This window comes from Nonomuraea sp. NPDC050643, assembly GCF_040654715.1.
In the GTDB taxonomy this organism is placed as follows: Bacteria; Actinomycetota; Actinomycetes; order Streptosporangiales; family Streptosporangiaceae; genus Nonomuraea.
This window is the reverse complement of record NZ_JBFAIM010000066.1, coordinates 38,264-64,829: the sequence shown is the minus strand read 5'-3', so window position 1 is coordinate 64,829 and position 26,566 is coordinate 38,264. Positions and strand designations below refer to the sequence as shown.

General features: G+C 71.8%; 23 protein-coding genes and 2 pseudogenes. 15 read left to right on the top strand and 10 right to left on the bottom strand.

Annotated elements, in window-relative coordinates; translation table 11 throughout:
* The first annotated feature begins 72 nt into the window (after positions 1 to 72).
* Positions 73 to 546: an MSMEG_6728 family protein gene (locus tag AB0I15_RS52325; RefSeq protein ID WP_358114394.1), complete on the top strand. Its 474-nt coding sequence runs from the start codon at positions 73 to 75 to the stop codon at positions 544 to 546.
* A gap of 9 nt (positions 547 to 555) precedes the next feature.
* Here AB0I15_RS52325 and AB0I15_RS52320 read toward each other — a convergent pair whose 3' ends face one another.
* Genes AB0I15_RS52320 through AB0I15_RS52310 form a run of 3 tightly spaced genes read right to left on the bottom strand, consistent with a single transcriptional unit; the run spans position 556 to position 3,505 of the window.
* Positions 556 to 2,016 (bottom strand): multicopper oxidase family protein, encoded by a 1,461-nt coding sequence (locus AB0I15_RS52320; protein ID WP_358114391.1) that lies wholly within the window; start codon positions 2,014 to 2,016, stop codon positions 556 to 558.
* The gene (locus tag AB0I15_RS52315) at positions 2,013 to 2,411 is read right to left on the bottom strand and encodes a hypothetical protein (protein WP_358114389.1); all 399 of its coding nucleotides are present in this window, start codon (positions 2,409 to 2,411) and stop codon (positions 2,013 to 2,015) included. The genes AB0I15_RS52320 and AB0I15_RS52315 overlap by 4 nt, the downstream gene beginning before the upstream one ends.
* On the bottom strand, positions 2,408 to 3,505 hold the full coding sequence (locus tag AB0I15_RS52310; protein WP_358114386.1) for a carboxymuconolactone decarboxylase family protein: 1,098 nt from the start codon (positions 3,503 to 3,505) through the stop codon (positions 2,408 to 2,410). Before AB0I15_RS52310 ends, AB0I15_RS52315 begins: the two co-directional genes overlap by 4 nt.
* A gap of 264 nt (positions 3,506 to 3,769) precedes the next feature.
* Here AB0I15_RS52310 and AB0I15_RS52305 point away from each other — a divergent pair, with 264 nt between their 5' ends.
* The 6 genes from AB0I15_RS52305 to AB0I15_RS52280 all read left to right on the top strand — a co-directional run bounded on the left by AB0I15_RS52305 (position 3,770) and on the right by AB0I15_RS52280 (position 8,739).
* Positions 3,770 to 4,924, top strand: coding sequence for a histidine kinase (locus tag AB0I15_RS52305; protein ID WP_358114383.1), 1,155 nt, complete (start codon positions 3,770 to 3,772; stop codon positions 4,922 to 4,924).
* Entirely contained in the window at positions 4,921 to 5,583 is a 663-nt protein-coding gene (locus tag AB0I15_RS52300; RefSeq protein ID WP_358114380.1) for a response regulator transcription factor, read from the top strand. The genes AB0I15_RS52305 and AB0I15_RS52300 overlap by 4 nt, the downstream gene beginning before the upstream one ends.
* 52 nt (positions 5,584 to 5,635) lie before the next feature.
* Entirely contained in the window at positions 5,636 to 6,235 is a 600-nt protein-coding gene (locus AB0I15_RS52295) for a sulfite oxidase-like oxidoreductase (protein ID WP_358114377.1), read from the top strand.
* Position 6,236: 1 nt separating this feature from the next.
* Positions 6,237 to 6,962, top strand: coding sequence for an FAD-binding oxidoreductase (locus AB0I15_RS52290; RefSeq protein WP_358114374.1), 726 nt, complete (start codon positions 6,237 to 6,239; stop codon positions 6,960 to 6,962).
* 1 nt (position 6,963) lies between these two features.
* Positions 6,964 to 7,230 (top strand): DUF6510 family protein, encoded by a 267-nt coding sequence (locus AB0I15_RS52285; protein WP_358114371.1) that lies wholly within the window; start codon positions 6,964 to 6,966, stop codon positions 7,228 to 7,230.
* A 105-nt stretch (positions 7,231 to 7,335) separates the two neighbouring features.
* Positions 7,336 to 8,739: an LCP family protein gene (locus tag AB0I15_RS52280; RefSeq protein WP_358114369.1), complete on the top strand. Its 1,404-nt coding sequence runs from the start codon at positions 7,336 to 7,338 to the stop codon at positions 8,737 to 8,739.
* Positions 8,740 to 8,743: 4 nt separating this feature from the next.
* Here the strand turns inward: AB0I15_RS52280 and AB0I15_RS52275 are convergent, their stop codons facing one another.
* Positions 8,744 to 9,310 carry an NAD(P)-binding domain-containing protein gene (locus tag AB0I15_RS52275; RefSeq protein ID WP_358114367.1) on the bottom strand — a complete coding sequence of 189 codons (567 nt, stop codon included), beginning with the start codon at positions 9,308 to 9,310 and terminating at the stop codon, positions 8,744 to 8,746.
* On the opposite strand from AB0I15_RS52275, the pseudogene AB0I15_RS52270 reads away from it, so the two are divergent.
* A pseudogene (locus AB0I15_RS52270) lies at positions 9,239 to 10,162 on the top strand (cytochrome P450); the annotation flags it as partial. The gene AB0I15_RS52275 and the pseudogene AB0I15_RS52270 overlap by 72 nt on opposite strands.
* 115 nt (positions 10,163 to 10,277) lie before the next feature.
* On the opposite strand, the pseudogene AB0I15_RS52265 reads toward AB0I15_RS52270, so the two are convergent.
* Positions 10,278 to 10,379: pseudogene (locus tag AB0I15_RS52265) on the bottom strand (DUF3073 domain-containing protein); the annotation flags it as partial.
* An 86-nt stretch (positions 10,380 to 10,465) separates the two neighbouring features.
* On the opposite strand from AB0I15_RS52265, the gene AB0I15_RS52260 reads away from it, so the two are divergent.
* A complete protein-coding gene (locus tag AB0I15_RS52260) occupies positions 10,466 to 10,798 on the top strand; it encodes a metalloregulator ArsR/SmtB family transcription factor (RefSeq protein ID WP_043615149.1) in 333 nt (110 codons plus the stop codon).
* 36 nt (positions 10,799 to 10,834) lie between these two features.
* Positions 10,835 to 11,713: a 1,4-dihydroxy-2-naphthoyl-CoA synthase gene (locus AB0I15_RS52255; RefSeq protein ID WP_358114364.1), complete on the top strand. Its 879-nt coding sequence runs from the start codon at positions 10,835 to 10,837 to the stop codon at positions 11,711 to 11,713.
* A 16-nt stretch (positions 11,714 to 11,729) separates the two neighbouring features.
* On the opposite strand, the gene AB0I15_RS52250 is transcribed toward AB0I15_RS52255, so the two are convergent.
* Positions 11,730 to 12,575 (bottom strand): hypothetical protein, encoded by an 846-nt coding sequence (locus AB0I15_RS52250; protein ID WP_358114361.1) that lies wholly within the window; start codon positions 12,573 to 12,575, stop codon positions 11,730 to 11,732.
* Positions 12,576 to 12,688: 113 nt separating this feature from the next.
* On the opposite strand from AB0I15_RS52250, the gene AB0I15_RS52245 reads away from it, so the two are divergent.
* A complete protein-coding gene (locus AB0I15_RS52245; protein WP_358114358.1) occupies positions 12,689 to 13,588 on the top strand; it encodes an aminoglycoside phosphotransferase family protein in 900 nt (299 codons plus the stop codon).
* On the opposite strand, the gene AB0I15_RS52240 is transcribed toward AB0I15_RS52245, so the two are convergent.
* Positions 13,578 to 14,501, bottom strand: coding sequence for an NADP-dependent oxidoreductase (locus AB0I15_RS52240; protein WP_358114355.1), 924 nt, complete (start codon positions 14,499 to 14,501; stop codon positions 13,578 to 13,580). The two genes, AB0I15_RS52245 and AB0I15_RS52240, sit on opposite strands and share 11 nt — an antisense overlap.
* 134 nt (positions 14,502 to 14,635) lie before the next feature.
* Between AB0I15_RS52240 and AB0I15_RS52235 the strand changes: the two genes are divergently transcribed.
* From AB0I15_RS52235 to AB0I15_RS52225, 3 genes are read left to right on the top strand one after another with little or no spacing between them, the layout of a single operon-like run.
* Positions 14,636 to 15,187 (top strand): hypothetical protein, encoded by a 552-nt coding sequence (locus AB0I15_RS52235; RefSeq protein WP_358114352.1) that lies wholly within the window; start codon positions 14,636 to 14,638, stop codon positions 15,185 to 15,187.
* Positions 15,187 to 17,280, top strand: a complete 2,094-nt coding sequence (locus tag AB0I15_RS52230) for a flotillin family protein (protein WP_358114349.1) — start codon at positions 15,187 to 15,189, stop codon at positions 17,278 to 17,280. The genes AB0I15_RS52235 and AB0I15_RS52230 overlap by 1 nt, the downstream gene beginning before the upstream one ends.
* Positions 17,277 to 22,178, top strand: coding sequence for a DNA repair ATPase (locus tag AB0I15_RS52225; RefSeq protein WP_358114346.1), 4,902 nt, complete (start codon positions 17,277 to 17,279; stop codon positions 22,176 to 22,178). The genes AB0I15_RS52230 and AB0I15_RS52225 overlap by 4 nt, the downstream gene beginning before the upstream one ends.
* Positions 22,179 to 22,236: 58 nt before the next feature.
* Here the strand turns inward: AB0I15_RS52225 and abc-f are convergent, their stop codons facing one another.
* Entirely contained in the window at positions 22,237 to 23,838 is a 1,602-nt protein-coding gene (gene abc-f / locus AB0I15_RS52220; RefSeq protein WP_358114343.1) for a ribosomal protection-like ABC-F family protein, read from the bottom strand.
* A 157-nt stretch (positions 23,839 to 23,995) separates the two neighbouring features.
* Complete coding sequence (locus AB0I15_RS52215) at positions 23,996 to 24,436, bottom strand: MarR family transcriptional regulator (protein ID WP_358114340.1); 441 nt, start codon at positions 24,434 to 24,436, stop codon at positions 23,996 to 23,998.
* A gap of 83 nt (positions 24,437 to 24,519) precedes the next feature.
* Here AB0I15_RS52215 and AB0I15_RS52210 point away from each other — a divergent pair, with 83 nt between their 5' ends.
* Entirely contained in the window at positions 24,520 to 25,665 is a 1,146-nt protein-coding gene (locus tag AB0I15_RS52210; RefSeq protein WP_358114337.1) for an FAD-dependent monooxygenase, read from the top strand.
* Here the strand turns inward: AB0I15_RS52210 and AB0I15_RS52205 are convergent.
* A complete protein-coding gene (locus tag AB0I15_RS52205; protein WP_358114334.1) occupies positions 25,627 to 26,505 on the bottom strand; it encodes a 4-hydroxy-tetrahydrodipicolinate synthase in 879 nt (292 codons plus the stop codon). The two genes, AB0I15_RS52210 and AB0I15_RS52205, sit on opposite strands and share 39 nt — an antisense overlap.
* Between the last annotated feature and the right edge of the window lie 61 nt (positions 26,506 to 26,566).

The following is a 26,566-nucleotide window of genomic DNA, read 5'->3' as shown; positions in this document are numbered from 1 at the left end:
GCCTGATTGTGAGCGTCACCCGGCGGCCGGTCTATACGATCCGCGAGAAAGAGCACGTCAGCGGGGGTACCGATGCAAACATTCCTGCCCTACCCGGACTTTGCGACCTCGGCCTCGGTGCTCGACCCGCTGCGGCTGGGCAAACAGCGCGTGGAGACCCTGCAGGTCCTGCGCGCCCTCACCGTCCCCGGGTACGGCTGGCGCCACCACCCCGTCGTGAAGATGTGGGCCGGCTACGAGGAGGCGCTCGTCCGCTACGGCCTCGAGGTCTGCGGCCACTGGTGCGCCATGGGCCGGCCCGACACCTGCGCGAGCACGATGGCGACCGAACTGGCCGCGCACCTGGGGACGCCCCGCGTGCGCTCGCAGCGCGACCTGGCGGCGGCCGGCGAGCTGCCGCCCTGGCTCGGCGACGTGGCGCTGCACCTCAGCCACCGCTCGGCGCTGCTGCGCAAGGACCCCGGCTTCTACCGGCCCGTCTTCGGCGACCAGGAGCCGGACGACCTGGACTACGTCTGGCCGCGCTCCGACCGCCTGCCCTCCTGACCGCCCTGATCACACCACCTCGAAGGCGGCCATCATGGCCATGTCCTCGTGCTCGAGGTTGTGGCAGTGCAGGACGTACCGGCCGCGGTAGTCGGTGAAACGGGTGACGATCTCGACGGTCTGGGCGTCGCGCAGCTCGACGGTGTCCTTCCACTCCGGCGGCCCGGCCGGGCGCTCCCCGTTGACCGACAGCATCTGGAAGTGGTCGAGGTGCAGATGCACCGGATGGGCGACGTCGCTGGTCAGACGCCAGACCTCGATGTCGCCGAGCTTGGGCCTGGCCTCCATGCGCCCGGCGTCGAACGGCCTGCCGTTGATCAGCCAGCCGGTGCCCCCGTGCATGGAGCCGCTGGTGAACTCGAAGTCCCGCGTCACCGTGGCCCTGGCCGGATCGAGCGCCTCGACCGTGGACAACCGCCCGGGCACGGCCGAGTCGTCGGCCTCGTCCCGCTCGACCGCGAACCGCATCACCCTGCCCTGCGCGTCCTCCCCCGCCAGGTTCCGCAGCTCGACGTGCTGCCCGATCTTGTACGCGGCGAAGTCCACGACCACCTCCGCCCGCTCGCCCGGCGCCAGCCTGATCCGGTCGACCGTCCGCGGCGCGGCCAGCAGCCCGCCGTCCCCGGCGATCCGGATCATCGGCCCGCCGGTGGCCAGCTCGTACACGCGGGCGTTGGAGGCGTTGCACAGCCGCAGCCGGTAACGGGCCCTGGCCACCCGCAGCTCCGGCCACGGCGCCCCGTTCACCAGGATCACGTCGCCGAGCACACCCCCCATGTACGCCTCCCGCACCCCCGGCCGACCCTCCAGCCCCGGGTACAGCAGCGTGCCGTCCGCCGCGAACGAGCGGTCGCAGATGAGCAGCGGCAGGTCCCGCTCCCCGGACGGCAGCGGCAGCGCCTCCTCCTCCGGGTCCCTGACCAGGAACATCCCCGCCAGGCCCCGCCACACCTGCGGCCCCGTGTAGTCCATGCGATGGTCGTGGTACCAGAGGGTGGCGGCCCGCTGGTCGAGCGGGAAGACGTACTCGCGGGACGCGCCGGGGGCCACCAGGTCGGTGGGGTAGCCGTCGGACTCGGGCGGGGTGTGCCCGCCGTGCAGGTGCAGGACGGTCGGCTCGCCGAGCTGGTTGACGAGCTTCACGACCGTGCGCCGTCCCCTGCTCGCCCGGATGGTGGGGCCGGGGAAAGTGCCGCCGTACCCCCAGATCGGCGTACGCAGGCCCGGCAGCAGCTCCGCCTCCGCCGCCCGCTCGGTCAGCTCGTAGTAGTCCACCCCGCCCGCGCCGCGGACCGGCTCGGCCACCTCGGGCACCGGCAGCGGCACCGCGTACGGCTTGGGCAGGGGCGCGGTGCTGGCGAGAAGCTGCGGCTGCGGGGTCCCGGTGAGCAGCGAGCACCCCGGCGCCCCGGCGGCCACCACCGCGCCGAGCCCCATCAGCCGCAGCGCGTCGCGCCTGGTCGGGGTCATGCCGCTGCCGGTCGCGACATGATCCGGGCGAGCTGGGCGACGCCGCCGCCGAACAACGCCACCCCGAGCGGGAGGTGAAGGATCTTCACGTGCGCCATGCCGAGCACCGCCGCCACGATCGTGAACACGAGCAGCCCCGCCGCCGGCGGGATGAACCTGGCGGACCCGCCGCCCGGCCACCGGACCAGGATCGCGACGACGAGATGGGCGAGCCCGATGAGGGCCAGCGCCATCCCGGAGGCGGAGTGCAGCGCCCGGCCACCGGGCGAGGACAGCAACATGCCCGCCGTCACCGCCTGGAACAGCAGCGCGGCGACATGCAGGACCACCACGGCCCTGAGCGCCTGCACGGGCCAGGAGGCTCGGACGGGCCGGTCGGTGAGGGATGCGGTCATGACAGGTCTCCCAAGGGTGCGTGTGCGGTGGTGGTGATGCGCGCCGCGAGGTGAGCGGTCGCGGAAATGGCGCCGAAGGCACAGAGCCGCACCAGATCGGCGTCCGTGGCCGCGGAGCCGTCCCAGGCGGGCATGTCGGCGTCCGTGATCACCGACTCGTCCCAGGCGGACACGTCGGCTCCCGTGATCGCGGAGCCGCGCCAGGCGGCCACGTCGGCGTCCGTGACCCGGTAGGGGGCGAAAGCGGTGAGCAGGGCGAGCCGGGCCCCCGCCCGGTCCTCTGGGGGCAGGTCCGTGAGCGGCCCGTCCAGCCAGGCGGCGCCGACCGCCGGATGCTCCCCGTCCCAGCCCGCCACCGCGTCGGCGACGGCGGCCCTGGCCCGATCGCCGAGCAGCTCGCCCCCGGCTCCCGCCGCCGCCAGGAGCGCGGCGTAGGCGGCGCCGACCGGGGTGCCCGCCGCCCACGGAGGCTCGGCCGCCGCGGGCAGGTCCTCGATCAGCGGCAGGCTCGCCCCCGGTGGCAGCCGCCTGCGTACCGTCCTCGCCAGGCCCCTCCCGCTGAGGCTCCTGACCAGCCGCGACCTCTGCAGCCCGCCGGGCAGCAGGTCTTCGGTGAGCAGCGCCGACGCCATGCGGTTGATGAAGTGGAAGGCCAGCGCGGTCCCGGCATACTCGGGCGCGTGCGCCACCGGGTACGGCCCCGCCCCGCCGCCCGGGGCCTTCGCCCAGTCCAGCAGGGCCGCGTACCCGGGATCGGCGGGCGTGCCGCCACGGGCGATGCCCTCGGCCAGCCGGTGGTCGCCGGTGGCGTGCAGCAGCGTCGTGTGCGCCGCCACGCAGAACGGGCACCGGTTGGCCATCGACACCCCCAGCGCGACGACCTCCTTGCCGGTCCTGGACGCCTGCCCCGCCAGCAGCGACTCGCGCAGCAGCGCCCAGGTGGCGGCCAGCACCTCGGCCGACGGCGACAACGTCAGGAACAGCGCCATGCGCGCCAGCCCGAAGTCCTCCGCGAGCTGCGCGTAGACCCGGGCCGTCCGCCCGGTGGCGTCCCGCGGCTCCACCGGGGTGACATAGCGGAAGGAGCCGGCCATCACGGGCCTCCATTGACGTGACGGAAGGAGCCGGCCATCACGGGCGCTCCCGGCGACGTGACGGAGAGAGCCCGGCTCCGATGCGGATCGTGTCCATAGCCGGACATCGTGCTGTCCCGGCCTGCCCGAGGTCGTCCCGCGCGGGGAGTCTCCTGCGGCTACCACCACGGCATCAGGCCGGGCGCGAGTACCGCACGGGAAGTAGCGCCGATTTACTCCCTGGCGCCGAGGAAGCCCGCCCGGTGCAGCCTCTAATGTGCAGGAATGAGCTCTCTGCACGGATGGCGGCCCTGGGCCATGGACGGCGCCATCGCCGCCCTGGTCGCGGGCATGCTGTCGATCACCGTGCTGGCCAACCCCGTCGCGGGAGCCCAGGACCTCGCCGCGGTCCTGGTCGGCTCGGCCGTCCTCGTCGCCTGGCGCCGGGCGCCCCTGGTGCCGCTGGCGATCAGCACGGTCTGCATGCTCGTCTACGCGGCGCACGCCCAGCCTGGACCGCCCGCCGCCTTTCCCGTGCTGGTGTCGGTCTTCGGCGCGGTCCGGGCGGGGCACCGGCTCCTGCCCGCGCTGGCCGGGGCGGTGTTCCTGGGCTCCAGCCTGGCGGTGAACCTGGCCACGGCCGCCGGCCGCGACCAGCAGGAGATCGTCCAGCACACGACACTGCTGCTCGGCTGGTTCCTGGCCGCCGGAGTGGCGGGGACGGTGACCAGGCACCGGCAGGCGTACCTGGAGCAGGCCGAACAGCGGGCCTCCGAGGCCGAGCGGACCCGCGAGGAGGCCGCGCGCCGCCGTGCGGGCGAGGAGCGGCTGCGCATCGCCAGGGAATTGCACGACTCGCTCACCCACAGCATCTCGATCATCAAGGTGCAGGCGGGGGTGGCCGTCCACCTGGCGCGCAAGCGCGGCGACGAGGTGCCCGCCGCCCTGCTCGCCATCCAGGACGCCAGCGGCGACGCCATGCGCGAACTGCGCGCCACCCTCGAGATCCTGCGTGACCCGGACACCGCCGGCTCCGAGGACGAACCCGCGGCCAGTGGCCTGGGCCGGCTCGACGACCTGGTGGAGCGGGCCCGCTCGACCGGCCTGCCCGCCACGGTGACGGTCCTCGGCGAGCGGTACGCGCTGCCCGCCGAGGTGGACCGGGCGGCGTACCGGATCGTGCAGGAGGCGCTCACCAACGTCTCCAGGCACGCGGGCGCGGCCACCGCTTTCGTCAGCATCGACTACGGCGACGACGCGCTGGTCGTCCAGGTGGACGACGACGGCGAGGCCGCCGAGGACACGTCGCCCGTGCCCGGCGTGGGCCTGATCGGCATGCGCGAGCGCGTCACGGCGCTCGGCGGCCGGCTGCGGGCCGGGCCCCGCCCCGAGGGCGGCTTCACCGTACGCGCCGAGCTTCCCCTGGGAGACCCATCGTGATCCGTGTCCTGATCGTGGACGACCAGGCCCTCATCCGCGGCGGCTTCCGCGCGCTGCTGGAGGCCGAGGACGACATCGAGGTGGTCGCCGAGGCCGCGAACGGCGAGCAGGCCGTCGCGCTCGCCCTCGAGCACCTGCCCGACGTGGCGCTCGTCGACGTGCAGATGCCCGTGATGGACGGCATCGAGGCGACCCGCCGGATCGCCGCCGACGAACGGCTGAGCGGCGTCCACGTGGTGATCCTCACCAACTACGGCCTCGACGAGTACGTCTTCAACGCCCTCCGGGCCGGCGCCGGCGGCTTCCTGGTCAAGGACACCGAGCCCGCCGACCTGCTGCAGGGCGTCAGGGTGGCGGCCCGCGGCGACGCCCTGCTCTCCCCCTCGATCACCCGCCGCCTCATCGGCGAGTACGTCGCCCGCCGCCCCGAGCCCGAACCCGACGGCCTGGACGTGCTCACCAACCGCGAGCGCGAGGTGACCGCCCTGGTGGCCCGCGGCCTGTCCAACGACGAGATCGCCGCCCACATGGTGATCAGCCCGACCACCGCCAAGACCCACGTCAGCAGGGCGATGACCAAGCTGCGGGCCCGCGACCGCGCGCAGCTCGTGGTCTTCGCCTATGAATCGGGCCTGGTCGCCCCAAGGGCGCGCCGCTGACCGGAGCCGGATGCTTCATGGTGGAATGGGCCTCAGGATCCTGGGAGGGCTCGTGAACATCATTTCACGCGGTTTCCGCGGCAGGCGCACGGACGCCGGTGACCGGCTGCCGCCCGGCCAATACCTGGTGGAGGACTTCCCGGTGCTGTCGGCCGGGCCGACGCCGCAGGTCCCGACGGACCGGTGGGAGTTCGCCATCGACACCGAGGCGGACCAGACCCACCGCTGGTCGTGGCAGGAGTTCCTGGCGCTGCCGACCGAGACGCCCACGGTCGACATCCACTGCGTCACCAAGTGGTCCAAGCTGGGCACCACCTGGGAGGGCGTCTCGCTGGACGTGCTCTTCGAGGACGTCGAGAGCACCGCCGAATACGCGCTGATCTACTCCTACGGCGGCTACACCACGAACCTGCCGCTCGAAGACCTCCTCGACGGCAAGGCGTGGCTCGTGCACCGCTTCGACGGCGAGGAGCTGGCGCCCAGGCACGGCGGCCCGGCCCGGCTGATCGTGCCCCACCTGTACTTCTGGAAGTCGGCCAAGTGGGTCAACGGCATCCGGCTGCTCAACGAGGACTGGCCCGGCTTCTGGGAGACCGCCGGCTACCACAACTACGGCGACCCCTGGCGCGAGCAGCGCTACGAGGGCGACTAGGGTGCGCCGCCTGACCTGGCTCGCGGCGGAGCTCGTCGCCACGACGGCCGAGACCGCCACCGCCCGCACGCTGCGCTTCCGGGTGCCCGGCTGGCCGGGGCACGTGGCCGGGCAGCACGTGGACGTGCGGCTGACGGCCGACGACGGCTACAGCGCGCAGCGCAGCTACTCGCTGGCCGCGCCCGCCGAGGGCGACCTCGTCGAGCTGACCGTGGAGAACGTGCTCGACGGGGAGGTGTCGCCGTACCTGACCGAGGTGATCGAGGTGGGCGACCAGGTCGAGATCCGCGGCCCGGTGGGCGGCTGGTTCGTCTGGCGGCCGGCGAGCACGGCGCCGGTGCTGCTGGTCGGCGGCGGGTCCGGGATCGTGCCGCTGATGGCCATGATCAGGACTCGCAGGCAGGCGGGCAGCCGTGTGCCCTTCCGCCTGCTCTACTCGCTGCGCGACCCCGCCCGGCGCTACTACGCCGGCGAGCTGCGCCGTCCCGACCCCGGGCTGGACATCGCCTACCTCTACACCAGGGCGGTGCCCGAGGGCGCGTCCCGCGCGGCCGGCCGGATCATGCTGGACGACCTGGCGGAGGGCGGCTGGCCGGCCACGTTCGAGCCCGACTGCTACGTGTGCGGGCCGACCGGGTTCGTGGAGGCGGCGGCCGACCTGCTGCTCGCGCTCGGGCACGCCCCCGAGCGCATCAGAACCGAACGATTCGGTCCCACCGGAGGCTGACATGACCGCAGAACACCTGGACGGCAACGCGCTGGCGGGCCCGCTGGGCGAGATCTTCGCCGTCGACGTCACCACCGCCACCGGCCGCTGCGCGAGCTGTGGCCTGACCGGCCCGGTCGCCTCCCTGCGCGTCTACGGCCCCGCGCCCGGCCTGGTCGCCCGCTGCCCCGGCTGCGACGAGGTGGTGCTCAGGATGGTCCGCGGCCCCGGCACGGCCTGGCTGGACCTGCGTGGCGCGGTCTCGCTCCGCCTGAACGTCCCCGACTGACCGCCTGACTGAGTACACTCAGGCACGTTCAACCGGCCGAGATCTGTTACGGCAAGGCTCTTGGCCACGGGCGGCGGCCCTCGGCCTCGTCCCTGTTGGAGTCATGTGAGCAGCGGGCTTGTCGACGCGCCGCCTTCCGAGCCGAGCGCGCCACCGCGGCGTCGCCGTCCCTGGCTGCGCTGGGTGATAGCCGTCACGGTGACCGTCGTCCTCCTGGTGGTCGGCGTGGCCGTGGGCGTCGTCGCGAAACTGACCGGCAACGTCAAGCACGAAGACGTGACCGCCGAAGACCTCGGCGCCACCCGGCCGCCCAAGGTCGCGGGCACCGCGATGAACGTCCTGGTCGTGGGCTCCGACCAGCGCAACGGCAAGAACGCCAAATACGGCCGGGTAGCGGGCGAGCGTACCGACACGATCATGCTGGTGCACGTGTCGTCCAGGCGCGACAACGCGATGGTCATCAGCTTCCCGCGCGACTCGCTCGTCCAGTTGCCGGCCTGCCGCGCCACCGGCGCCCTGCCGGGACAGCAGCCCCATCTCGGCATGATCAACGAGTCGTTCAACTCCGGCGGCATCGGCTGCACCTGGAAGACCATCGAGTCGCTCACCCACATCCGCATCGACCACTTCGTCAAGGTCGACTTCACCGGCTTCAAGGGCATCGTGAACGCCGTGGGCGGCGTCGAGGTCTGCCTGCCCGAGCCCGTCAACGACAAGAAGGCGCTGCTGCACCTGCCCGCCGGCAAGCAGATGCTCAACGGCGAGCAGGCCCTGGGCTACGTACGCGCCCGCTACAGCCTGGGTGACGGCTCCGACATCGGGCGCATCCAGCGGCAGCAGATGTTCATCGCCTCGATGGTGAAGAAGATCATGAGTGGTGAGACGCTCACCGACCCGGCCAAGCTCGTCGGCATCCTCGACGCCGGCACCAAGGCGGTCACCACCGATCGCGGCCTGTCGTTCGGCGTCATGAAAGACCTCGCGACCAGCCTCCAAGGGCTCGACGCCGGGCAGATCCGCTTCATCACCACCCCCTGGCACTACTCACTGACCCAGCCCGGCCGGGTCGAATGGGTGCAGCCGCAGGCGGGCCGGCTGTTCCAGATCGTCGCCAAGGACCACAACCTCCAGGGCGTCAAGGGCGGCCAGGCCAAGGTGGGCCGCTCGAAGATCCAGGTCGAGCTCCGCAACGGCACCTGGCGCACCGGGCTGGGCACCCAGGTGGCCGCCTTCCTCGAGCAGCGCGGCTACCACATCGCCAAGATCGGCGACACGGCCCGCAAGCCCCAGGCGAAGACCACCATCCTGTACGGCCCCAACGGCGAGACCCGGGTGCCCACCCTCTCCGCCGACCTCCTCGCGGCCACGCCGCGTCAGCTCCCGGCCGCGCGCACGAACCGGCTCGTGCTGATCATCGGGGACGACTGGAAGGGCCTCAAGCAGCTCCGTACGGACGACACGGAGTCGATCAAGGGCTTCGACGCCACCCACGACACCTGCGCCACCTGAGCCCTCACAGGGCCTCGGAGAGCCCGCCTCCGTCGATGGCGGTGAACCCGGCGTCCTCGATGAGCGGCACCACGGCCTTCTTGGCCGCGTCGTCGTCGCCCCAGTAGGGCATGTCGGCCCGCGCGCCGCCGCGCTGACCCGCCAGGCCCAGATCCAGCAGTTCGTTGGGGTATTTGGTGTTGAACGTGCGCACCAGGCGTACGCGCTCGCCGAGCACGTGCTGCTGGTACTGCGGGCTGGTCAGGCCATCGGGCACGGCCACCACCACGGCCGCGCCGTCGCGCTCGCCGATCGGGTTGCTGGGATCGATGACGATCTTGCCTTCGAGCGCGGCGCCCAGCTCCGCCACCACGTCGGGGAAGGACTCCCATCCCACCGCCATGACGACGACCTCGCCGAACCGCGCCGCCTCGAGCGGCGACCCGCCACGGACCTCACCCTCCGCCGCCTGCGCCGCAGCCGCCACCTTGTCGGGCTCGGCGTCGCTGAAGAACACGTCGTGCCCCGCCACCGCGAGCAGGCGGCCCAGGGGTGTGCCGAGTTTTCCGGAACCCACGATTGCTACGCGCATGTCTCGATCTCCTCGTCACCGGGGAAATGCCCAACCCCACGAGTGACATTCCTTACTGGGGAGACCTTTTGCCACCCAATAGCCCGATCCCCCGCCCTCCCCGGCGGGACCGCGCGAAGGACACCTCCCACCCCCAAAGGGACCCGCGGCGACCCTGGTGGCGGCACCGCAAGACGCTCAACCCGCCGCTACGGCCCAGGCACTCTGCTGCCCGAGCGGCTGCCCGGTCCGGGACGGCGGGGTGAAACACTCGGAAAAGGTGCCGGACATGTACGAGATGTCCGACACCTTGGCACGAGGAGAACCATCCGTGAGCCATCCCCGGGAGCGCGAGACCGTCTGGAAGCGATCTACAACGCGCACTACCCGGCCATCCACCAGTACGCCGCCCGCCGTACGGGCTCGCCCGACGACACGGCGGACGTGATCTCTGAGACGTTCCGCACCGCCTGGCGGCGCATTGCCGACGTCCCCGATGGCGATGCCGCCCGCTTGTGGCTGTACGGCGTGGCCCGTCGTGTCCTGGCCGACCACCGGCGCGGCCAGTTCCGCAGGACCGGGCTGGCTGAACGGCTCAGGGACGAGGTGTCCGCCGCCCGGCCGTCCGGGCTCGACCACGTGCGGGAGGCGTTCGACGACCTGCCCGCCCGTGACCCCGCCGCCTTCCCCGCGCCCGGGGAGTTCCGTCCCGAGCGCTTCCTGGAGGGGCACCAGAGCAGGGCCTGGATGCCGTTCGGCGGCGGGCGGCGCTTCTGCGCAGGAGCGCTACCGGCGCTCCTCGAGATGCGCGTCATCAGCCGCGAGGTGCTGCACCGCCTGGAGCTCACGGCGCCCGATCAGGCGCCGGAGGCCAGGCGGCTGAAGAACGTCACCCTCGCACCCGCGAGACTGACCCGCGTCATCGCCCGCGCTCGGACTCCTGCTCGGACGGCGCAGGGGGGTAGATCTCCTCGTGTCGCGTGTCCGCGCCAAGCTCCTCCCGAAGCCGGTCGTAGTCGATGTTGTGGTTGGTGTACTTAAGCTGGCGAGCGACCTTCGTCTGCTTCGCCTTGGCTCTTCCTCGGCCCATGGCTACTCCCTAGTCCCCGCTGTCATGCTATCCAACAACGTTACGACTTGAAGAATTATGCAACTGCGCTGGATTAGTCTGGCAATATGCACGTGGAGGTCTACCAGGCCAAGGCCGACTTCTTCCGAACTCTCGGCCACCCCGCTCGCATCCGAGTGTTGGAGCTACTCCAGGAAGGGCCGCTGCCCGTCAGGGATCTACTGGCCCAGATCGACATCGAGGCCTCGAGCCTGTCCCAGCAACTGGCCGTCCTTCGCAGGGCGGGGATCGTCAGCGCGATCCGCGAGGGCAGCACCGTGGTCTACACACTGGCCACACCCGAGCTGGCCGATCTGCTGGGCGCCGCCCGGCGCATACTGACCGACATGCTCGCTGACCAGGGAGAACTACTCGCCGAGCTGCGAGCGGAGGTCACCTAGAAAGCGCTGAACGACACATCCGTTAGGCTCTCGCCCATGGTCTCCGAGCTGTTCGATCCCAAGGCGTGGCAGTCGGTCGAAGGATTCGACTTCACCGACATCACCTACCACCGCGCGGTCGATCAGGGCACCGTGCGCATCGCGTTCAACCGCCCGGAAGTGCGCAACGCCTTCCGCCCGCAGACCGTCGACGAGCTCTACCGCGCGCTCGACCACGCCCGGCAGAGCACCGACGTCGGCTGCGTGCTGCTGACCGGCAACGGGCCGTCGCCCAAGGACGGCGGCTGGGCCTTCTGCTCGGGCGGCGACCAGCGCATCAGGGGCAAGGACGGCTACCAGTACGCCGACGGCACCGCCGCCACCGGCCGCCTGCACATCCTCGAGGTGCAGCGCCTGATCCGGTTCATGCCCAAGATCGTGATCTGCGTGGTCCCCGGCTGGGCCGCGGGCGGCGGGCACAGCCTGCACGTGGTGGCCGACCTGACGCTGGCCAGCGCGGAGCACGCCCGGTTCAAGCAGACCGACGCCGACGTGGCCAGCTTCGACGGCGGGTTCGGGTCGGCCTATCTGGCACGGCAGGTCGGGCAGAAGTTCGCGCGCGAGATCTTCTTCCTCGGCGACACCTACACCGCGGCCGACGCCCACCGCATGGGCATGGTCAACGCCGTGGTGCCGCACGAGGAGCTGGAGACGACCGCGCTGGAGTGGGCCCGCAAGGTCAACGGCAAGTCGCCGACGGCGCAGCGGATGCTGAAGTTCGCCTTCAACGCGCTCGACGACGGGCTGGTCGGTCAGCAGGTGTTCGCCGGGGAGGCGACGCGGCTGGCGTACATGACGGACGAGGCGGCCGAAGGGCGCGACTCGTTCCTGGAGAAGCGCGAGCCCGACTGGTCGCCCTTCCCCTGGCACTACTGACCGGGCTCCGGGCGGGTCAGCGGCAGGCGCCGCCGATGGGGCCGGCGACCGTGCGGTGGCCCAGATAGCTGTCGATGGCGTGCGGCGTGTCGTGGTTCTGGACCTCGACCTGCCGCAGCGGCGTGCCCCACGCTGGCTCCAGCGGGTGGCCGAGCGCGACCACGTCGTTGACGTCGTACGTGGTCAGCCACTCGACGCCCGGATGCTTCATGCCCTTGGCCAGCAGGTTGCGCTGGATCGTGGGCAGCCCGAGCGGCGAGCCGGCCGTCACCCAGAGCACGACCCGGCGCCGCAGGGCGTCGTCCACGAGCAGGTCCCTGGCCACCACCGTCCCCAGGCTGTGCGAGACCAGGACGAGGTCGCCCGCGGTGGGCAGGGCGCGGCGTACCTCGTTCAGCACCGGCTGCCTGCCGTGCGAGAGATACACGGCGACGTCCTGGAGGAAGACCTTGATGATCTCCTTGTCGACGCTCGTGCGCCTGGAGAGCCAGGTGAGCATGCGGCGGGCCAGCGTCCACGACAGGGCGTCGCTGATGCCCATGGCCACGGCGAGCGGGGCGCCCGCGCTCCCGGCCAGGTCCGCGAGCAGGTCGCGTTCCAGCTCCCCGACCTCTTCGGGCAGGAAGGGGTGGAAGGGCATCTCCTCGGCGCCGTCGGCGGGCAGGTGCTCCAGCACGTCGGCGCGCCTGGCGGCCTCGGCGGTGACCCGGTGCAGGACGTTGCCGTAGTACGGCAGCACCGCCGCCGTGGTCAGCCCCGCGACCCCGAGCCCGGCGCAGAGCGCGGCGCGCCATTCCTTCAGCAGTTCTCCGGGGTCCTTGCCCTCCTGGCCCCGCCCGTGGATGAACACGATCGTCGTCATGGCCATCCCCTCCGTCCATGGGGCTGTCAGCGTAGGCACGGCCCTTTCGCGGGCGCCCCAGGGTGCGGATAAGGGGAAGCCCTAGACCTGCCACCCTTGGCAGACTGAGGGCCATGGGGATCAAGGTGCCGGAAGCGCTGACCGCGTCGCACATCCACTACGACGGGGAGGCCGGGCGCGCCTGGGCCGCCGGTCTGCCGGCGCTGGCCGAGCGCTTTCTCGACGAGTGGGACCTGCGGCTGGACGGCGGGACACGGCACGGGGCGGTCGCCCTCGTGCTCCCCGTCGTCCGCGCCGACGGCACCGAGGCGGTGCTCAAGCTCCAGCCCGTGGGCGAGGAGACCGCCGACGAGTCCGTGGCGCTGCGCGCCTGGGCGGGCGAGGGCTCCGTGCTGCTGCGCGACGCCGACCCCGAGACCGGCACCATGCTGCTCGAACGGCTCGACGACCGGTCCCTGGCCGACGTGCCCGACGTCATGCGGGCCCTCGACGTCCTGACCGGCCTGCTGCGCCGGCTGGTGACCCACCCCGCGCCCGAGGGCCTCCGTCAACTGGGCGACATCGCGCGGGACATGCTGGGCGAGGTGGACGACGCGCTCGGCAGGCTGGCGCGCGAGGAGGACCGCTACTGGCTGCGGTGGTGCGCCTCGGCGGTCGCCGAGCTCGTCTCGGAGCCGGGCGACCGGCTGCTGCACTGGGATCTGCACTACGAGAACGTGCTGGCCGCCGACCGGGAGCCGTGGCTGGCCATCGACCCCAAGCCGCTGGCCGGCGACCCGGGGTTCGAGCTGATGCCCGCGCTGTGGAACCGCTGGGAGGAGGTCTCCGGCGCCGGCGACGTGCTGCGGCGCTTCGACCTGATGGTCGACGGTCTCGGCCTCGACCGGCAGCGGGCGGCCGGCTGGACGTTCGGCCGGGTGCTGCAGAACTGCCTGTGGGACGTGCGGGCCGGCGATGACGAGCTCAGCGAGATCCAGCTCGCCATCGCGTCGGCCCTGCGGGTCAGATGGTGATGACGACCTTGCCCTGGCCGTGGCCGGACTCGATCTCCCGGTGCGCGTCCGCGGCCTCCTCCAGCCGGTACGTCCTGCGCACCGGGAAGGCGAAGGCCCCCTCGGCGTACAGGGTGGCGTAACGCCCGAGCCGCTCCGCCGTGCGCTCCCCCTGGACCAGTCGCACGCCCAGCGCCGCCGCCTTGACATGCTCGACCAGCGTCACGATGCGCCCGCGCTCCTTGACCAGCTCGATCGAGACTTCCAGCGCGTGCCCGCCGGCCCCGTCCAGCGCCGCGTCGATCCCGCCCGGCGCCAGCGCGCGCACCCGGTCGGCCAGCCCCTCCCCGTACACGACCGGGACGGCCCCCAGCTCGCGCAGGTGGTCGTGGTTGACCTCGCGGGCGGTGCCGATCACGGTGGCCCCGCGCCTCCTGGCGATCTGCACGGCCGCCGTGCCCACCGAGCCGGCCGCGCCGTGCACGAGCAGCGTCTCGCCGTCGGCCAGGCCCACCCGGTCGATGGCCAGCTCGGCCGTCTGCACGCCCGAGGTCAGCCCGCCGGCCACCTCCCACGGCACGCCCGCGGGCTTGGCGGTGACGGAGGTGCCCGGCACCACGATGCACTCGGCGTAGGCGAACAACGCCGAGAACCCGAGCACCTCGTCCCCTGCGGCCACTCCGGTCACCCCGTCGCCCACCTGGTCCACCACGCCCGCGAACTCGTTGCCCGGGATCCGCGGGAAACCGGGATCCTCGAGGTAGGCCGGCAGCCACCCCTCCCGTACGGCGGCGTCGAACGGCTGCACACCGGCGGCCCGTACGCGGACCCGTACCTGTCCTGGGCCCGCCTGCGGCACGGGCACTTCCATCACCTTCAGCACCTCTGGCCCGCCCGGCTCGGTGAACGCCGCGGCCCTCATCACTTCCGTCATGAACCCGAGCCTGCTACCTCAAGCGCACTTGAGGTCAAGTCGGATACCGAATCGGGAACTTTTCCCTTTACCCATCCTTTATCTAGATATAGTCCGACAGGACACCACAGGGGGACGGGGCACACTGGGGCGGGATGGGCGAGTTCTTACACACCGCATTAAGTTTTCCGACTGTTGTTTTCACCTTTCTTCTCGTCGTGGTCGCCGCTTATTGGCTGGTCGTCATCACCGGCCTGTTCGAGCTGGAGGACGACGCCGCGTGGCTGGGACTCGGGGGAGTCCCCGCCGGGATCGCGATCTCGCTGCTGATCGCGCTGGCCTGGCTGCTCTGCCTGATCGGCAGCCAGGTGGCGGGCCGTGGCGCGCTGATCGCCGTCCCCTTCGCCGCGCCGGTCCTGGCCTGGCTCGCCGTCCGTGGCCTGCGGGTTCGGCTGCGCAGGCTGTTCCCGCAAGGGGACCGGCACTCGCGCGCCGACTTCGTCGGCCAGATGTGCGTGATCCGCACCGGCGCCGCCACGTCCGACTTCGGCCAGGCCGAGGTCACCGCCGCCGACGGCTCGTCCGCGGTCGTGCAGGTGCGCACGACCGGACAGGACCGCCTCGCCCGCGGCGACAACGCACTCATCTTCGAATACGACAAAGACGGCGAATTCTTCTGGGTCATGCCGTACGAAAGTGAGCACTGATGGACGTCATCTCCACTGGCTTCGGCGTTTTCCTCGCCGTCATCCTGGTCATCGTGATTGGCCTGCTCGTTGTCATCGGCCGCCTTTTCCGCAAGGTCGAACAGGGCAAGGCGCTCATCGTGTCGAAGGTCAACAGGGTCGACGTGACGTTCACCGGCGCGGTGGTCCTGCCCGTCGTCCACAAGGCCGAGATCATGGACATCTCGGTCAAGACCATCGAGATCGAGCGGACCGGTCGTGACGGCCTCATCTGCCGGGACAACATCAGGGCCGACATCAAGATCACGTTCTTCGTCCGGGTGAACAAGACCGCCGAGGACGTCATCAAGGTCGCCCAGGCCATCGGCACCGCCAGGGCCAGCGACGAGACGACGCTGCAGGAGCTGTTCAGCGCCAAGTTCTCCGAGGCGCTGAAGACGGCCGGCAAGCACCTCGACTTCGTCGACCTCTACACCAAGCGGGACGAGTTCCGCGACGAGATCGTCCGGATCATCGGCACCGACCTCAACGGCTACAGCCTCGAGGACGCCGCCATCGACTACCTGGAGCAGACCGCCCTGTCCCAGCTCGACAAGAGCAACATCCTCGACGCTCAGGGCATCCGCAAGATCACCGAGCTGACGGCCATCGAGCACGTGCGCACGAACGAGTTCCAGCGCAACGAGGAGAAGGAGATCACCCGCCAGAACGTGGACGCCCGCGAGGCCATCCTGGAGTTGCAGCGCCGCCAGACCGACGCCGAGCTGAAGCAGCGGCGGGAGATCGAGACCGTCAAGGCCCGCGAGGAGGCGGAGATCGCCCGCGTCCAGGCCGAGGAGCGGCTGCGCGCCCAGGGCGCGCACATCAGGACCGACGAGCAGATCGGCGTGCAGAACGAGAACCGCGCCCGCGAGATCGCGGTGGCCGAGAAGAACCGCGAGCGCGTGATCGCCATCGAGTCCGAGCGCATCGAGAAGGACCGCCTGCTGGAGGTCATCGCCCGCGAGCGGGAGACCGAGCTGTCGCGCATCGCCAAGGACAAAGAGGTCGAGACCGAGAAGCGGGCGATCGCCGAGGTGATCCGCGAGCGCATCGCGGTCGACAAGACCGTGGCCGAGCAGGAGGAGTCCATCAAGCGGCTGCGCGTGGTCGAGGAGGCCGAGCGCACCCGCCAGCAGGTGATCATCGCCGCCGAGGCCGAGGCCCAGGAGAACCTGGTCAAGGGCATCAAGGCGGCCGAGGCCGCGGAGGCCGCCTCCAAGTTCCGGGCCCGCGAGGAGCTCGTGCTCGCCGAGGCCCGGCAGCAGGCCGCCGAGCTGGACGCCAGGGCCAAGATCCGGCTGGCCGAAGGCGTCCAGGCCGAGTCGGCCGCGGGCGGGCTGGCGCAGATCCAGGTCAAGGAGCGCGACGCCGACGCCATCGAGAAGGTCGGCCGCGCGGAGGCGCTGGTGCTGAAGGAGAAGCTGGCCGCCGAGGCCGACGGCGCCAGGGCCATGGCGCTGGTCGAGGGCGACCGGCTCAAGGCCAGGGCCGCGGGCGAGCAGGCGATGGCTCTGGCCGGCGCCACCGCGGTGGGCGAGAAGCTGAAGGCCGAGGCCGAGGGCCTCACGCAGAAGGCGGCTGCGCTGGCGGCGCTGGACGAGGCCGGCAGGACGCACGAGGAGTACCGCCTGCGGCTGGAGGCCGACAAGGAGATCCGGCTCAGGCACATCGACGTGTCGCGTCAGGTCGCCGAGTCGCAGGCGAGCGTGCTGGCCGCCGGCCTGGCCAAGGCCAACATCGACATCGTCGGCGGCGACACGATGTTCTTCGACAAGGTCGTCGGCTCGATCACCGCGGGCAAGGTCGTGGACGGGTTCGTGGGCCACTCGCAGGTCGCCGGGGCGATCGTGGCGCCGTACGTCAACGGCAACGCCAGCCTGGCGGCCGACCTCGCGAGCGTGGTCGGCGGCGTGAGCACCGAGGACCTCAAGAACCTGACCGTGTCCGCCCTCCTCATGCGCCTCATCCAGGACGGCGGCCCGCAGTCGTCGGCGCTCGGCGAGCTGCTCGAGACCGCCCGGCGGCTCGGCGTGGCCGACTCGCCGGTGGCGGCGCTGGCCGGGGCGAAGTGAGCACCACCGCGACGGAGCTGGAGGCCGGGACGTACGAGGTCCTCAGGAGCCGGCTCCACACCCAGGCCAAGGCCCTCGCGGCGGCGGCCGAGGCGGTCAACCAGGAGCGGCTGCGCGTCTTCGGCGGGGCCGAGCTGCGCCTGCTGGGGACCGAGCGGATCCGCACCGAGAACAACTGCGTCCCCAGGGACATCGTCTCCCTGGGTGACGTGATGCTGTTCGGCTACAACGTCTTCATCGGGCTCAAGCCGGAGACGACCGTGGCCGACGTGTTCGCGGTGCACCGCTTCTCCCGCGACGGCGACGCCTTCCGGTTCGACGCCGACAAGCTGGCGGCGCTGGACGACCCGGCGTTCAGGAAGGACTTCGCCGAGCTCTACCGCTACTACAAGGAGACCAGGCTCCAGCAGTTGCGGCGGATCGAGGGCAGGCTGCTGGCCGTGTTCCAGACGGGGCCGGCGGACACGCGGGTGCTGCGGTGGGCGGTCAGCAACGGCGGTGTCCCGAAATATCAGGACAACAGGGGGGAGCGGGACCACGTCTTCCCCCCGTCCCACGACTTCGAGTGGACGCCCACCACCCGCGACGACCACGTGCTCGGCCGGCACCCGCACATCTCCATCGGCGGCGAGGTGTTCGTCGAGACCGTCGGCGGCGACCTCACCATCAAGATCGAGGACAACACGGAGACCGGAGCCGGCGTCTACGCCGAGCCGGTGGCCGAGCCGCTGCAGAGCCTGGCGGACGCCGACGTCGAGTACGCGCGGGTGGGGCCGCTCATCCTGATGCGGATCAGGCCGTACAAGGAGACGGACCGGCGGCATTTGGTCTTCAACGTCCGGACCAAGGCCGTCGTGCGGCTCGACGGGATCGGTCAGTCGTGCCGGCGCCTGCCCGAGGACCAGGGGCTGATCTTCCCCGGCGGCTACTACCTCGCGACCGGGGTCAGCAAGACGTTCGACACGGACGTGACCGACCTGGAGTTCGAGCGGGTGGTGCGCTCCCCCAACGGCGAGGACGTCCTGTACGTCTTCCACGCCAGGGGTGACGGGCGGTCGCTGCTGCTGCCGTACAACGTGATCAGGAAGGAGGTGGCCAACCCCATCGTCTGCCACGGGTACTCACTGTTCGACGACGGCACGATGGTGGTCTTCCGCGCCACCTCCGAGGAGCCGACCCGGGTCCACCCGATGCAGGTGTGGCAGACGCCGTACGTGTCGGACACCTACGCCGCCGCGCAACCGGCCGGCACGGGCCCGCTGGAGCGCATCGGCAACGCCGAACTCGTCCGCGGCGTCTCCGACTGCCTGTCCGTGGCGCGCATGGTCGAGGAGATGGCGCCGTCGGCCGGCACCTTCGAGGGCCTGATCGCCGCCTGCACGCGCGCGTTCGACGCCTACCACTGGCTCGGCGAGCACGGCCTGCGCGGCCCGCTCGCCGACGTGCGCGCCACCGCCGAGCAGGTCCTCGACGAGTACGAGAACGTCGAGGAGCTCACCCGCCAGGCGGCCGGGACCCTCACCGAGGCCACCGAGCAGACCACCCACCTGGTACGCGAGGCGCGCGCCGACAGCCCGGCCACCGCCGACGCCTGGGTCACCCTGCTGGCCACGCTGCGCCGCGCCCAGGGGCACCTGGTGACGCTGCGCGAGGTCCGCCACATCGACCTCGCGGCCCTGGACGGGCTGTCCGCCTCGGTGGCCGAGGAGCTGGGCTCGGCGGGCAGGCGGGCCGTGGCGTTCCTGTCCGGGCAGGACGCGTTCACCGCCTACCACGCGGCCGTCGAGCGCCTGGCCGCCGACGCGGGCTCGATCGCGACCGTGGCCGAGGCCGCGCCAGTGGCCGACCGGCTGGCGGAGCAGGCGGAAGGGCTGGAGGTGGTCACGGAGGTCGTGGGGTCGCTGGACATCGCCGACGCCACCGTACGCACCTCCATCCTGGGCCGGATCGCCGAGGTGCTCGCCGGCGTGAACCGGGCCAGGGCCGTGCTGGACGGCCGCCGCCGCGAGCTGCTCGGCACGGAGGGCCGGGCCGCGTTCGCGGCCGAGTTCGCGCTGCTGGGCCAGGCCATCACGGGCGCGCTGGCCATGGCGGACACACCGGACAAGTGCGACGACCAGCTCGGCCGGCTGCTGCTCCAGCTCGAGAACCTGGAGACCCGCTTCGGCGAGTTCGACGACTTCGCGACGCAGCTCGCGGCCAAGCGGGACGACGTCTACGAGGCGTTCTCGGCCCGTAAGCAGACCCAGCTCGACGACCTGGCCAGGCGCGCGGACCGCGTGTTCGCCTCGGCGGAGCGCGTCCTCGGCGGCATCACCCGCCGCCTCGGGGCGCTGGAGTCGCCGGACGAGGTCAACACGTATTTCGCGACGGACCCCATGGTGGCCAAGGTGCGCTCGGCGGCCGGGGAGCTGCGGGCGCTCGGGGACGCCGTACGCGCGGAGGAGCTGGACGGACGCGTCAAGTCGGCCCAGCAGGAGGCCGGCCGGGCGCTGCGCGACCGCCTGGACCTGTTCTCGGACGGCGGCGAGACCCTGCGCCTGGGCCGCCACCACTTCGCCGTCAACACCCAGCCGATCGACCTGACGCTGGTGCCCCACATGGAACGGAACTCCGGAGGAGAGGGCGAGGCACGAGACAACGGCGCCGGCCATGAGCGTGTCTCGATGTACTTCGCGATCACCGGCACCGACTACCGCGCCCCCGTCCCCGGCTCCTTCGCTGACACCCGGGCCTTCTGGAACCAGCTCGTGGTCTCGGAGACCCCGGAGGTCTACCGCGCCGAGCACCTGGCCGCCTCCCTCCTCGACTCGGCCACGCCCGGCGCGCCCCTGGCGGACCTGGTCCGGCGGGCGGCGGAGTCGCGCTACGACGAAGGCTACGAGCGCGGGGTCCACGACCACGACGCCACGGCGATCCTCGACACGCTGGTGCGGTTGCGGGAGGGGGCGGGGCTGCTGCGCTACCCGGCCGAGGCGCGGGCGGCGGCGCAGCTCTTCTGGGCCTTCGGGGTGGACGAGGTTTCACGTAAAACATTCACCACCAGGGCCGTGTCGCTGGTGCGGGCCCGGACGGTCTTCGGCATCACGCCGGCCCTGGGGTCGCTGGCCGACGAATTGGGCGGGCTGATCGCGGCGTTCCTGGCGGACCTCCGTACGAGTGCGGCCGGCCCCGCCGCCGACGGTGCGGCGGGAGTGGTGGCCGGGGCGCTGCTCGCGGGCGAGTACCTGGTCGAGGAGCTCGGCACCACGCCGGCCGGGTTCGTCACCGGCAAGGCCGCGCGCGACCTGCTCGACGGGTTCCGGCACACGCTCGGCCCCGCCAAGGCGCGCGAGTTCGAGGACGACCTCAAAGCCGTCCCCCTGTCCGAGCGCCTCCAGCTCGCCCACGCCTGGATCTCCGCCTTCCGCCAGGGCCCGGAGGTGGCCGAGGCCGTCGCCGTACAGGTGTGCGACCTGCCCCGCCACGACTCCAGCGCCGCCACCACCGAGACCGTGCACGGCCTGCTCGGCACCCACCCCCGCGTCCAGGACCGCACGCTCGACGTCCGCCTGGACGAGATCCTCACCAGGACCCGCCGCTTCGCCCAGGAGCGGGTCCCGGCCTACCGGGCCTACCAGCGCCGCAGGACCGAGCTGGTCGAGACCGAGCGCCGCCGGCTGCGCCTGGAGGAGTACAAGCCGAAGGTCATGAGCGCCTTCGTCCGCAACCGCCTGCTCGACGAGGTCTACCTGCCGCTGATCGGCGACAACCTGGCCAAACAGCTCGGCGCGGCGGGCGCGGGCAAGCGGACCGACCAGATGGGCCTCCTGCTGCTCGTCTCCCCGCCCGGCTACGGCAAGACGACCCTGATGGAGTACGTCGCCAGCCGCCTCGGCCTGGTCTTCGTCAAGGTCAACGGCCCGGCCCTGGGCCACGAGGTGACCTCGCTGGACCCGGCGGACGCGCCCGACGCGACGGCCAGGCAGGAGGTGGAGAAGATCTCGTTCGCGCTGGAGACGGGCAACAACACCCTGCTCTACCTGGACGACATCCAGCACACCTCGCCGGAGCTGCTGCAGAAGTTCATCTCGCTCTGCGACGCCCAGCGGCGCATCGAGGGCGTGTGGAACGGCCGGACCAGGACCTACGACCTGCGGGGCAAGCGGTTCGCGGTGTGCATGGCGGGCAACCCGTACACGGAGTCGGGGCAGCGTTTCCGCATCCCCGACATGCTGGCCAACCGGGCCGACGTGTGGAACCTGGGCGACGTGCTGTCGGGCAGGGACGAGCTGTTCGCGCTGAGCTATGTGGACAACGCCCTGACCTCCAACCCCGTCCTCGCGCCCCTGTCCGGCCGCGACCGGGCGGACGTGGAGCTGCTGGTACGCCTGGCCAAGGGCGACCCGACGGTCCGGGCGGACCAGCTCAGGCACCCCTACACCAAGCCGGAGCTGGACCAGATCCTCAGCGTCCTGGCCAAGCTGGTACGCGTCCAGGAGGTCGTCCTGGCCAACAACCGGGCGTACATCGCCTCGGCCGCCCAGTCCGACGCGGCCAGGACCGAGCCCCCGTACCGGCTGCAGGGCTCGTACCGGAACATGAACAAGCTGGCCGAACGCATCGTCCCCGCCATGAACGAGGACGAGCTGGAGGCGATGATCGACGACCACTACGCGGGCGAGGCGCAGACGCTGACCACGGACGCCGAGGCCAACCTGCTCAAGCTGGCCGAGCTGCGCGGCCGCCTGACCCCCGCCCAGGCCGAGCGCTGGACGGCGGTCAAGGCGGCCTACCTCAAGGCCAAGGCGCTCGGGGGCGCGGACGACGACCCGATGACCCGAGCGGTCGGCGCCATCGGCCTGCTCGCCGACCGGGTGGGCGAGGTCGGCTCGGCCATCAAGGAGTCCGGCGGTTGAAACGCGCCCGAACCCCCGGCCATCCTGCTCGCCGTGCTGGTGGCGGGCTGGGCGAGCGTCACTCCGTTGCGCTGACGCCCAGTTCCAGGTGGGAGCCGGTGAACGCGGCCCGCAGCCGCCGGTCGTGGGTGACGATCACCAGCGCGCCCCCGTAGGAGGTCAGCGCCTCCTCCACCTGCTCCACCAGCATCGGCGACAGGTGGTTCGTCGGCTCGTCGAGCAGCAGCAGGTCCACCGGCTCGCTGACCAGGCGGGCCAGCTCGACCCGGCGGCGCTGCCCGTACGAGAGCTCCGGCATCCGCAGCCCCAGCTCCGACGGCCGGAACAGTCCCAGGGCCAGCAGCGCGTCCGCGTGCTCGTCGAGGGTGCCCGGACGCCCGTGGGCGTAGGCCCGCAGCACCGTGCGGTGCGGCGGCCCGGCCGGCTCGTCCTGCCTGAGGTAGCCGATCCGCCCTGCCCGACGCACCGTGCCGTGGTCCGGCCGCAGCTCGCCGGCCAGGACACGCATGAGCGTGGTCTTGCCCGCGCCGTTGGGACCGGCGACGAGCAGCCGCTCCCCGGCCCGTACGGTGAGCGCGTCCAGCCGCAGCCGCCCCTCCACGCGGACCCCGTCGAGCGCGGCCACCTCACCACCCGCGACGTCGGCCCTGATGGAGGCGGTGAAGCGCAGCGGCTCGGGCGGCGGCGGCGCCGGGTGCTCGCCGAGCCGGCGCATGCGCTGCTGCGACTGCCTGACGCGCCCGGCCGCGCCGTGCGCACGTGAGCGCGCCCGCCACGCCCCGGTGCCCATCCCCGCCTTGACCATCTTGCGGGGCACGGCGGCCAGTCGGGCGGCGTTGGCGGAGACCAGCCCGGAGTGCCGGGCCAGCTCCTCCTTCCACTCCTCGTGCGCCCGCGCCATGGCCGCCCGCTCGGCGGCCTTGGCCACGAGGTAGCCGGCGTATCCGTCGCCGTACCGGCGGACCCGGCCCTCGGCGACCTCGAGGATGGTCGAGGTCACCCGCTCCAGGAACACCCGGTCGTGCGTGATCGCCACGACGGTGCCGCGGTGGTCGCGCAGGTGCCGTTCGAGCCAGGCCACGGCCTCGTCGTCGAGGTCGTTGGTCGGCTCGTCGAGCAGCAGCAGCTCAGGCTCCGCCGCCAGGGTCGCGGCCAGGGCCAGCCGGGAGCGCTCGCCGCCGGAGAGCGTGGCGACGGGACGCGCCCGGTCCAGCCCCGGCAGCCCGAGCCCGTACAGCGCGGCGTCCACCCGCGTGTCGGCCGCGTAACCGCCTCTGGTCTCGAACTCCGCCACCAGCCTGGCGTAGGAGTCCAGGCCCGCCGGTTCGAGCGAGCTCTCGGCGGCCCGCATCCGGGCCTCGAGGTCGCGCAGCTCGGCCAGGGCCAGGTCGATCGCGTCGGCCACCGTCGCGTGCGGTGGCAGCTCCAGCGACTGCGGCAGGTAGCCGATGCCGCCGGGCGCGAGCGCCGTCAGCTCGCCGTTGTCCGGCCGCTCGACGCCCGCCATGAGCCTGAGCAGCGTGGACTTGCCCGACCCGTTGTCGCCGATCACCCCGATCTTCTCGCCGGGTCTGACGGTGAAGGACACGCGGTCCAGGACGACGCGGGTGTCGTAGCGCTTGGTGATCTCGGTAAGTGCCAGTTGGGCAACGGTACGCATGAAGGGGCCACCTCCTGTTCTCGGCGCGGAATCCGACCAGAACGAGGCGGCGCAGGCGGAGCGATCAGCTCAACGCGTGCGCGGCCTCGGCGCGAGAATCACAGAGTTCCCATATCGACGGAGAAAGTAGCCCGTAACCCGGCTCCTTGTCCATCCCTTATTCCGGGGCGAGTGCCTGAGTGGCCTCCCGCTGCACGGCCGCGGACCGGGTGAGGAAGTCGAGGATCACTTCGAGCTCGTCGTCGGTGTAGCGCTCGTACAGCCGCGCCAGCGCCGCCACGAACGGCTCGAACAGCTCCGCGAACCCGGCGAGCTGCTCGTAGTTGATCTCGACGATGACCCGGCGGCGGTCCTTGGTGTCGCGCACGCGCCGGACCAGCCACTTGGCCTCCAGCCGGTCGATCAGCCCGCTGACCGTGGCCGGCGCCAGCCCGGCATGCTGCCCGATCTCGCCGGCGGTCAGCGGCCCGAGGCGTTGCAGCAGGTCGAGCGTCTTCTCCTCGGTCATGCCCAGGCCCAGCCGCTCGCCCATCGCGCTGTGGTACATCACGGCGGCGTTGCTGTTCTCGCGCCCCGCGACCGCGAGCGCCTCCAGCAAATCATTTCGCCTATCCGAAATATCTCTCGACATTTCCCTCACCTCTGGATATATTTCGTTCGACCGAACGAAAGGTTACCATCATGAAGGTTTTGATCATAGGGTGTGGAATCGGCGGCCCCGCCACCGCGATGGCCCTGCGCGAGGTGGGCATCGAGGCGGAGATCCACGAGGCGTACGCTCGGGGCGCCGATGGCGTGGGCTCGTTCCTGAACGTGGCCTCCAACGGCCTGGCCGCCTTAAGCGCGCTCGGCGCCCACAAGAAGGTGCTGGAGAGTGCCATCCCCACACCGAGGATGGTCATGTGGAGCGGCACGGGCAAGCGGCTCGGCGAGGTCGCCAACGGCCTGCGACTCGACGACGGCACCGTGAGCCACACGGTCCTGCGCTCCGACCTCTACCGCACGGTCCGGAGCGAGGCGGAGCGACGCGGTATCCGGATCGCGTACGGCAAGCGCCTGGTCTCGTACGACGAGGGCCCCGGCGGCGTGACGGCCAGGTTCGAGGACGGCACGCAGGCCACCGGCGACCTGCTGATCGCCTGCGACGGCGTGCACTCGCGCACCCGCTCCATCCTCGACCCGCAGGCCCCCGCCCCGCGCTACAGCGGCCTCTACAGCTTCGGCGGCATCGTTGAGGACGCCGGCTTCACCGGCGAACCGGGCGTGTACAACATGGTCTTCGGCAAGCGCGCGTTCTTCGGCCACACGGTGACCGAGTCGGGCCAGACCTGGTGGTTCGCGAACCTGCCCAGGAAGCTCGGCGACGTGCCCCCGGACTGGAAGCCGGCGCTGATCCAGGCGTTCGAGGGCGACGCCGGCTTCTCGGCCGAGCTCATCCGCCGCAGCGAGGTCGAACCGGGCCTGCCGATCCACGACCTGCCACCGGTGCCCGTGTGGCACCGTGGCCGGGTGCTGCTGACCGGCGACGCCGCGCACGCGACCTCCCCGAGCTCCGGCCAGGGCGCGTCGATGGCCATCGAGGACGCGATCGTGCTGGCCAGGTGCCTGCGTGACGGCAAGGGGCACGAGGAGGCGTTCGCGAGCTTCGAGGCCGAGCGGCGGCCCAGGGTGGAGCGGGTGGTGGCCTACTCCAGGACCATCAGCAACAGCAAGGCCGCGGGCCCGGTCGCCCGGGTCTTCCGCGACCTGATGCTGCCGATCTTCCTCAGGAAAGGCGCGAGCCAGGAGTCACTGGCCTGGATGTACCGCTATCAGGCGAGCCTGTGACACCGCCTCCGGGTCGGCGGGCACGAGCGGCAACCGCACGTCGGGCGTCGGGATCAGGCCCTGGGCGTGCAGGACGCCCTTGATCACGGTGGGGTTGGGCGCGGCGAACAGCGCGGCGGAGAGCCTGGCCAGCCGGTGCCCGAGCGTTCTGGCCCGCGCGGCGTCGCCCGCGTGCCAGGCGTCGACCAGGTCGACGAAGCTCCCGGTCTCCAGGTGGGCCGAGGCGAGGATCCCGCCCGCGGCGCCCAGGGCGAGGAGCGGCGAGATGAACAGGTCGTCCCCGCCCACCACCTCGAACCCCGCGGGGAGTTCCCCGAGCAGGTCCACCGCGTCCTGGTCGATCCCGCCGGCGGAGTACTTCACCCCGGCGATCATCGGATGCGCGCCGATCCGCCGCAGCGTCGCGGCGCCGACGGCCTGCCCGGTGCGATAGGGGATGTGGTAGACCACCAGCGGCACCGGCGTCTCCTCGGCCAGCGCCTCGAAGTGCGCGACGACCCCCCGCTCACCGGGCCGCAGGAAGTACGGCACCGTCACCAGCGCCGCCCCGACCCCTTCGGGCAACTCCCGGAGCGCGCGGGCGGTGGAGCGCGTGTCGTTCCCGGTCACCCCCACCGTCAGCAGTTTCTGCCGCTCGGCGCAGACCCGGGCGCACACCTCGATGATCCGCGCCCGCTCCGAGGGGTCGAGCGCGGCCACCTCACCGGTCGTGCCCAGCGCGACCAGCCCGGCCGCCCGCTGGTCGAGCGCCTGGTAGGCGAGCTTCTCGATCGCGTCCAGAGCCACCTCGCCCGACGCGTCGAACGGTGTGATCAGCGGTACGTGGATTCCTCTCAACATGCTTCGAGCCTGACGTGCCCGGACCCATTAGGTCCAGCGCGGATTTCTTCGATCGAGCTTA

Bases quoted from the DNA above. Each gene is read 5' to 3' on its own strand.
- AB0I15_RS52305 (WP_358114383.1), top strand. From the start codon at position 3,770: ATGAGCTCTCTGCACGGATGGCGGCCCTGGGCCATGGACGGCGCCATC.
- AB0I15_RS52210 (WP_358114337.1), top strand. From the start codon at position 24,520: ATGAAGGTTTTGATCATAGGGTGTGGAATCGGCGGCCCCGCCACCGCG.
- AB0I15_RS52245 (WP_358114358.1), top strand. From the start codon at position 12,689: ATGGGGATCAAGGTGCCGGAAGCGCTGACCGCGTCGCACATCCACTAC.
- AB0I15_RS52230 (WP_358114349.1), top strand. From the start codon at position 15,187: ATGGACGTCATCTCCACTGGCTTCGGCGTTTTCCTCGCCGTCATCCTG.
- AB0I15_RS52205 (WP_358114334.1), bottom strand. From the start codon at position 26,505: ATGTTGAGAGGAATCCACGTACCGCTGATCACACCGTTCGACGCGTCG.
- AB0I15_RS52250 (WP_358114361.1), bottom strand. From the start codon at position 12,575: ATGACGACGATCGTGTTCATCCACGGGCGGGGCCAGGAGGGCAAGGAC.
- AB0I15_RS52320 (WP_358114391.1), bottom strand. From the start codon at position 2,016: ATGACCCCGACCAGGCGCGACGCGCTGCGGCTGATGGGGCTCGGCGCG.
- AB0I15_RS52315 (WP_358114389.1), bottom strand. From the start codon at position 2,411: ATGACCGCATCCCTCACCGACCGGCCCGTCCGAGCCTCCTGGCCCGTG.
- abc-f (WP_358114343.1), bottom strand. From the start codon at position 23,838: ATGCGTACCGTTGCCCAACTGGCACTTACCGAGATCACCAAGCGCTAC.
- AB0I15_RS52235 (WP_358114352.1), top strand. From the start codon at position 14,636: ATGGGCGAGTTCTTACACACCGCATTAAGTTTTCCGACTGTTGTTTTC.
- AB0I15_RS52310 (WP_358114386.1), bottom strand. From the start codon at position 3,505: ATGGCCGGCTCCTTCCGCTATGTCACCCCGGTGGAGCCGCGGGACGCC.
- AB0I15_RS52260 (WP_043615149.1), top strand. From the start codon at position 10,466: ATGCACGTGGAGGTCTACCAGGCCAAGGCCGACTTCTTCCGAACTCTC.
- AB0I15_RS52325 (WP_358114394.1), top strand. From the start codon at position 73: ATGCAAACATTCCTGCCCTACCCGGACTTTGCGACCTCGGCCTCGGTG.
- AB0I15_RS52255 (WP_358114364.1), top strand. From the start codon at position 10,835: ATGGTCTCCGAGCTGTTCGATCCCAAGGCGTGGCAGTCGGTCGAAGGA.
- AB0I15_RS52285 (WP_358114371.1), top strand. From the start codon at position 6,964: ATGACCGCAGAACACCTGGACGGCAACGCGCTGGCGGGCCCGCTGGGC.
- AB0I15_RS52275 (WP_358114367.1), bottom strand. From the start codon at position 9,310: ATGCGCGTAGCAATCGTGGGTTCCGGAAAACTCGGCACACCCCTGGGC.
- AB0I15_RS52240 (WP_358114355.1), bottom strand. From the start codon at position 14,501: ATGACGGAAGTGATGAGGGCCGCGGCGTTCACCGAGCCGGGCGGGCCA.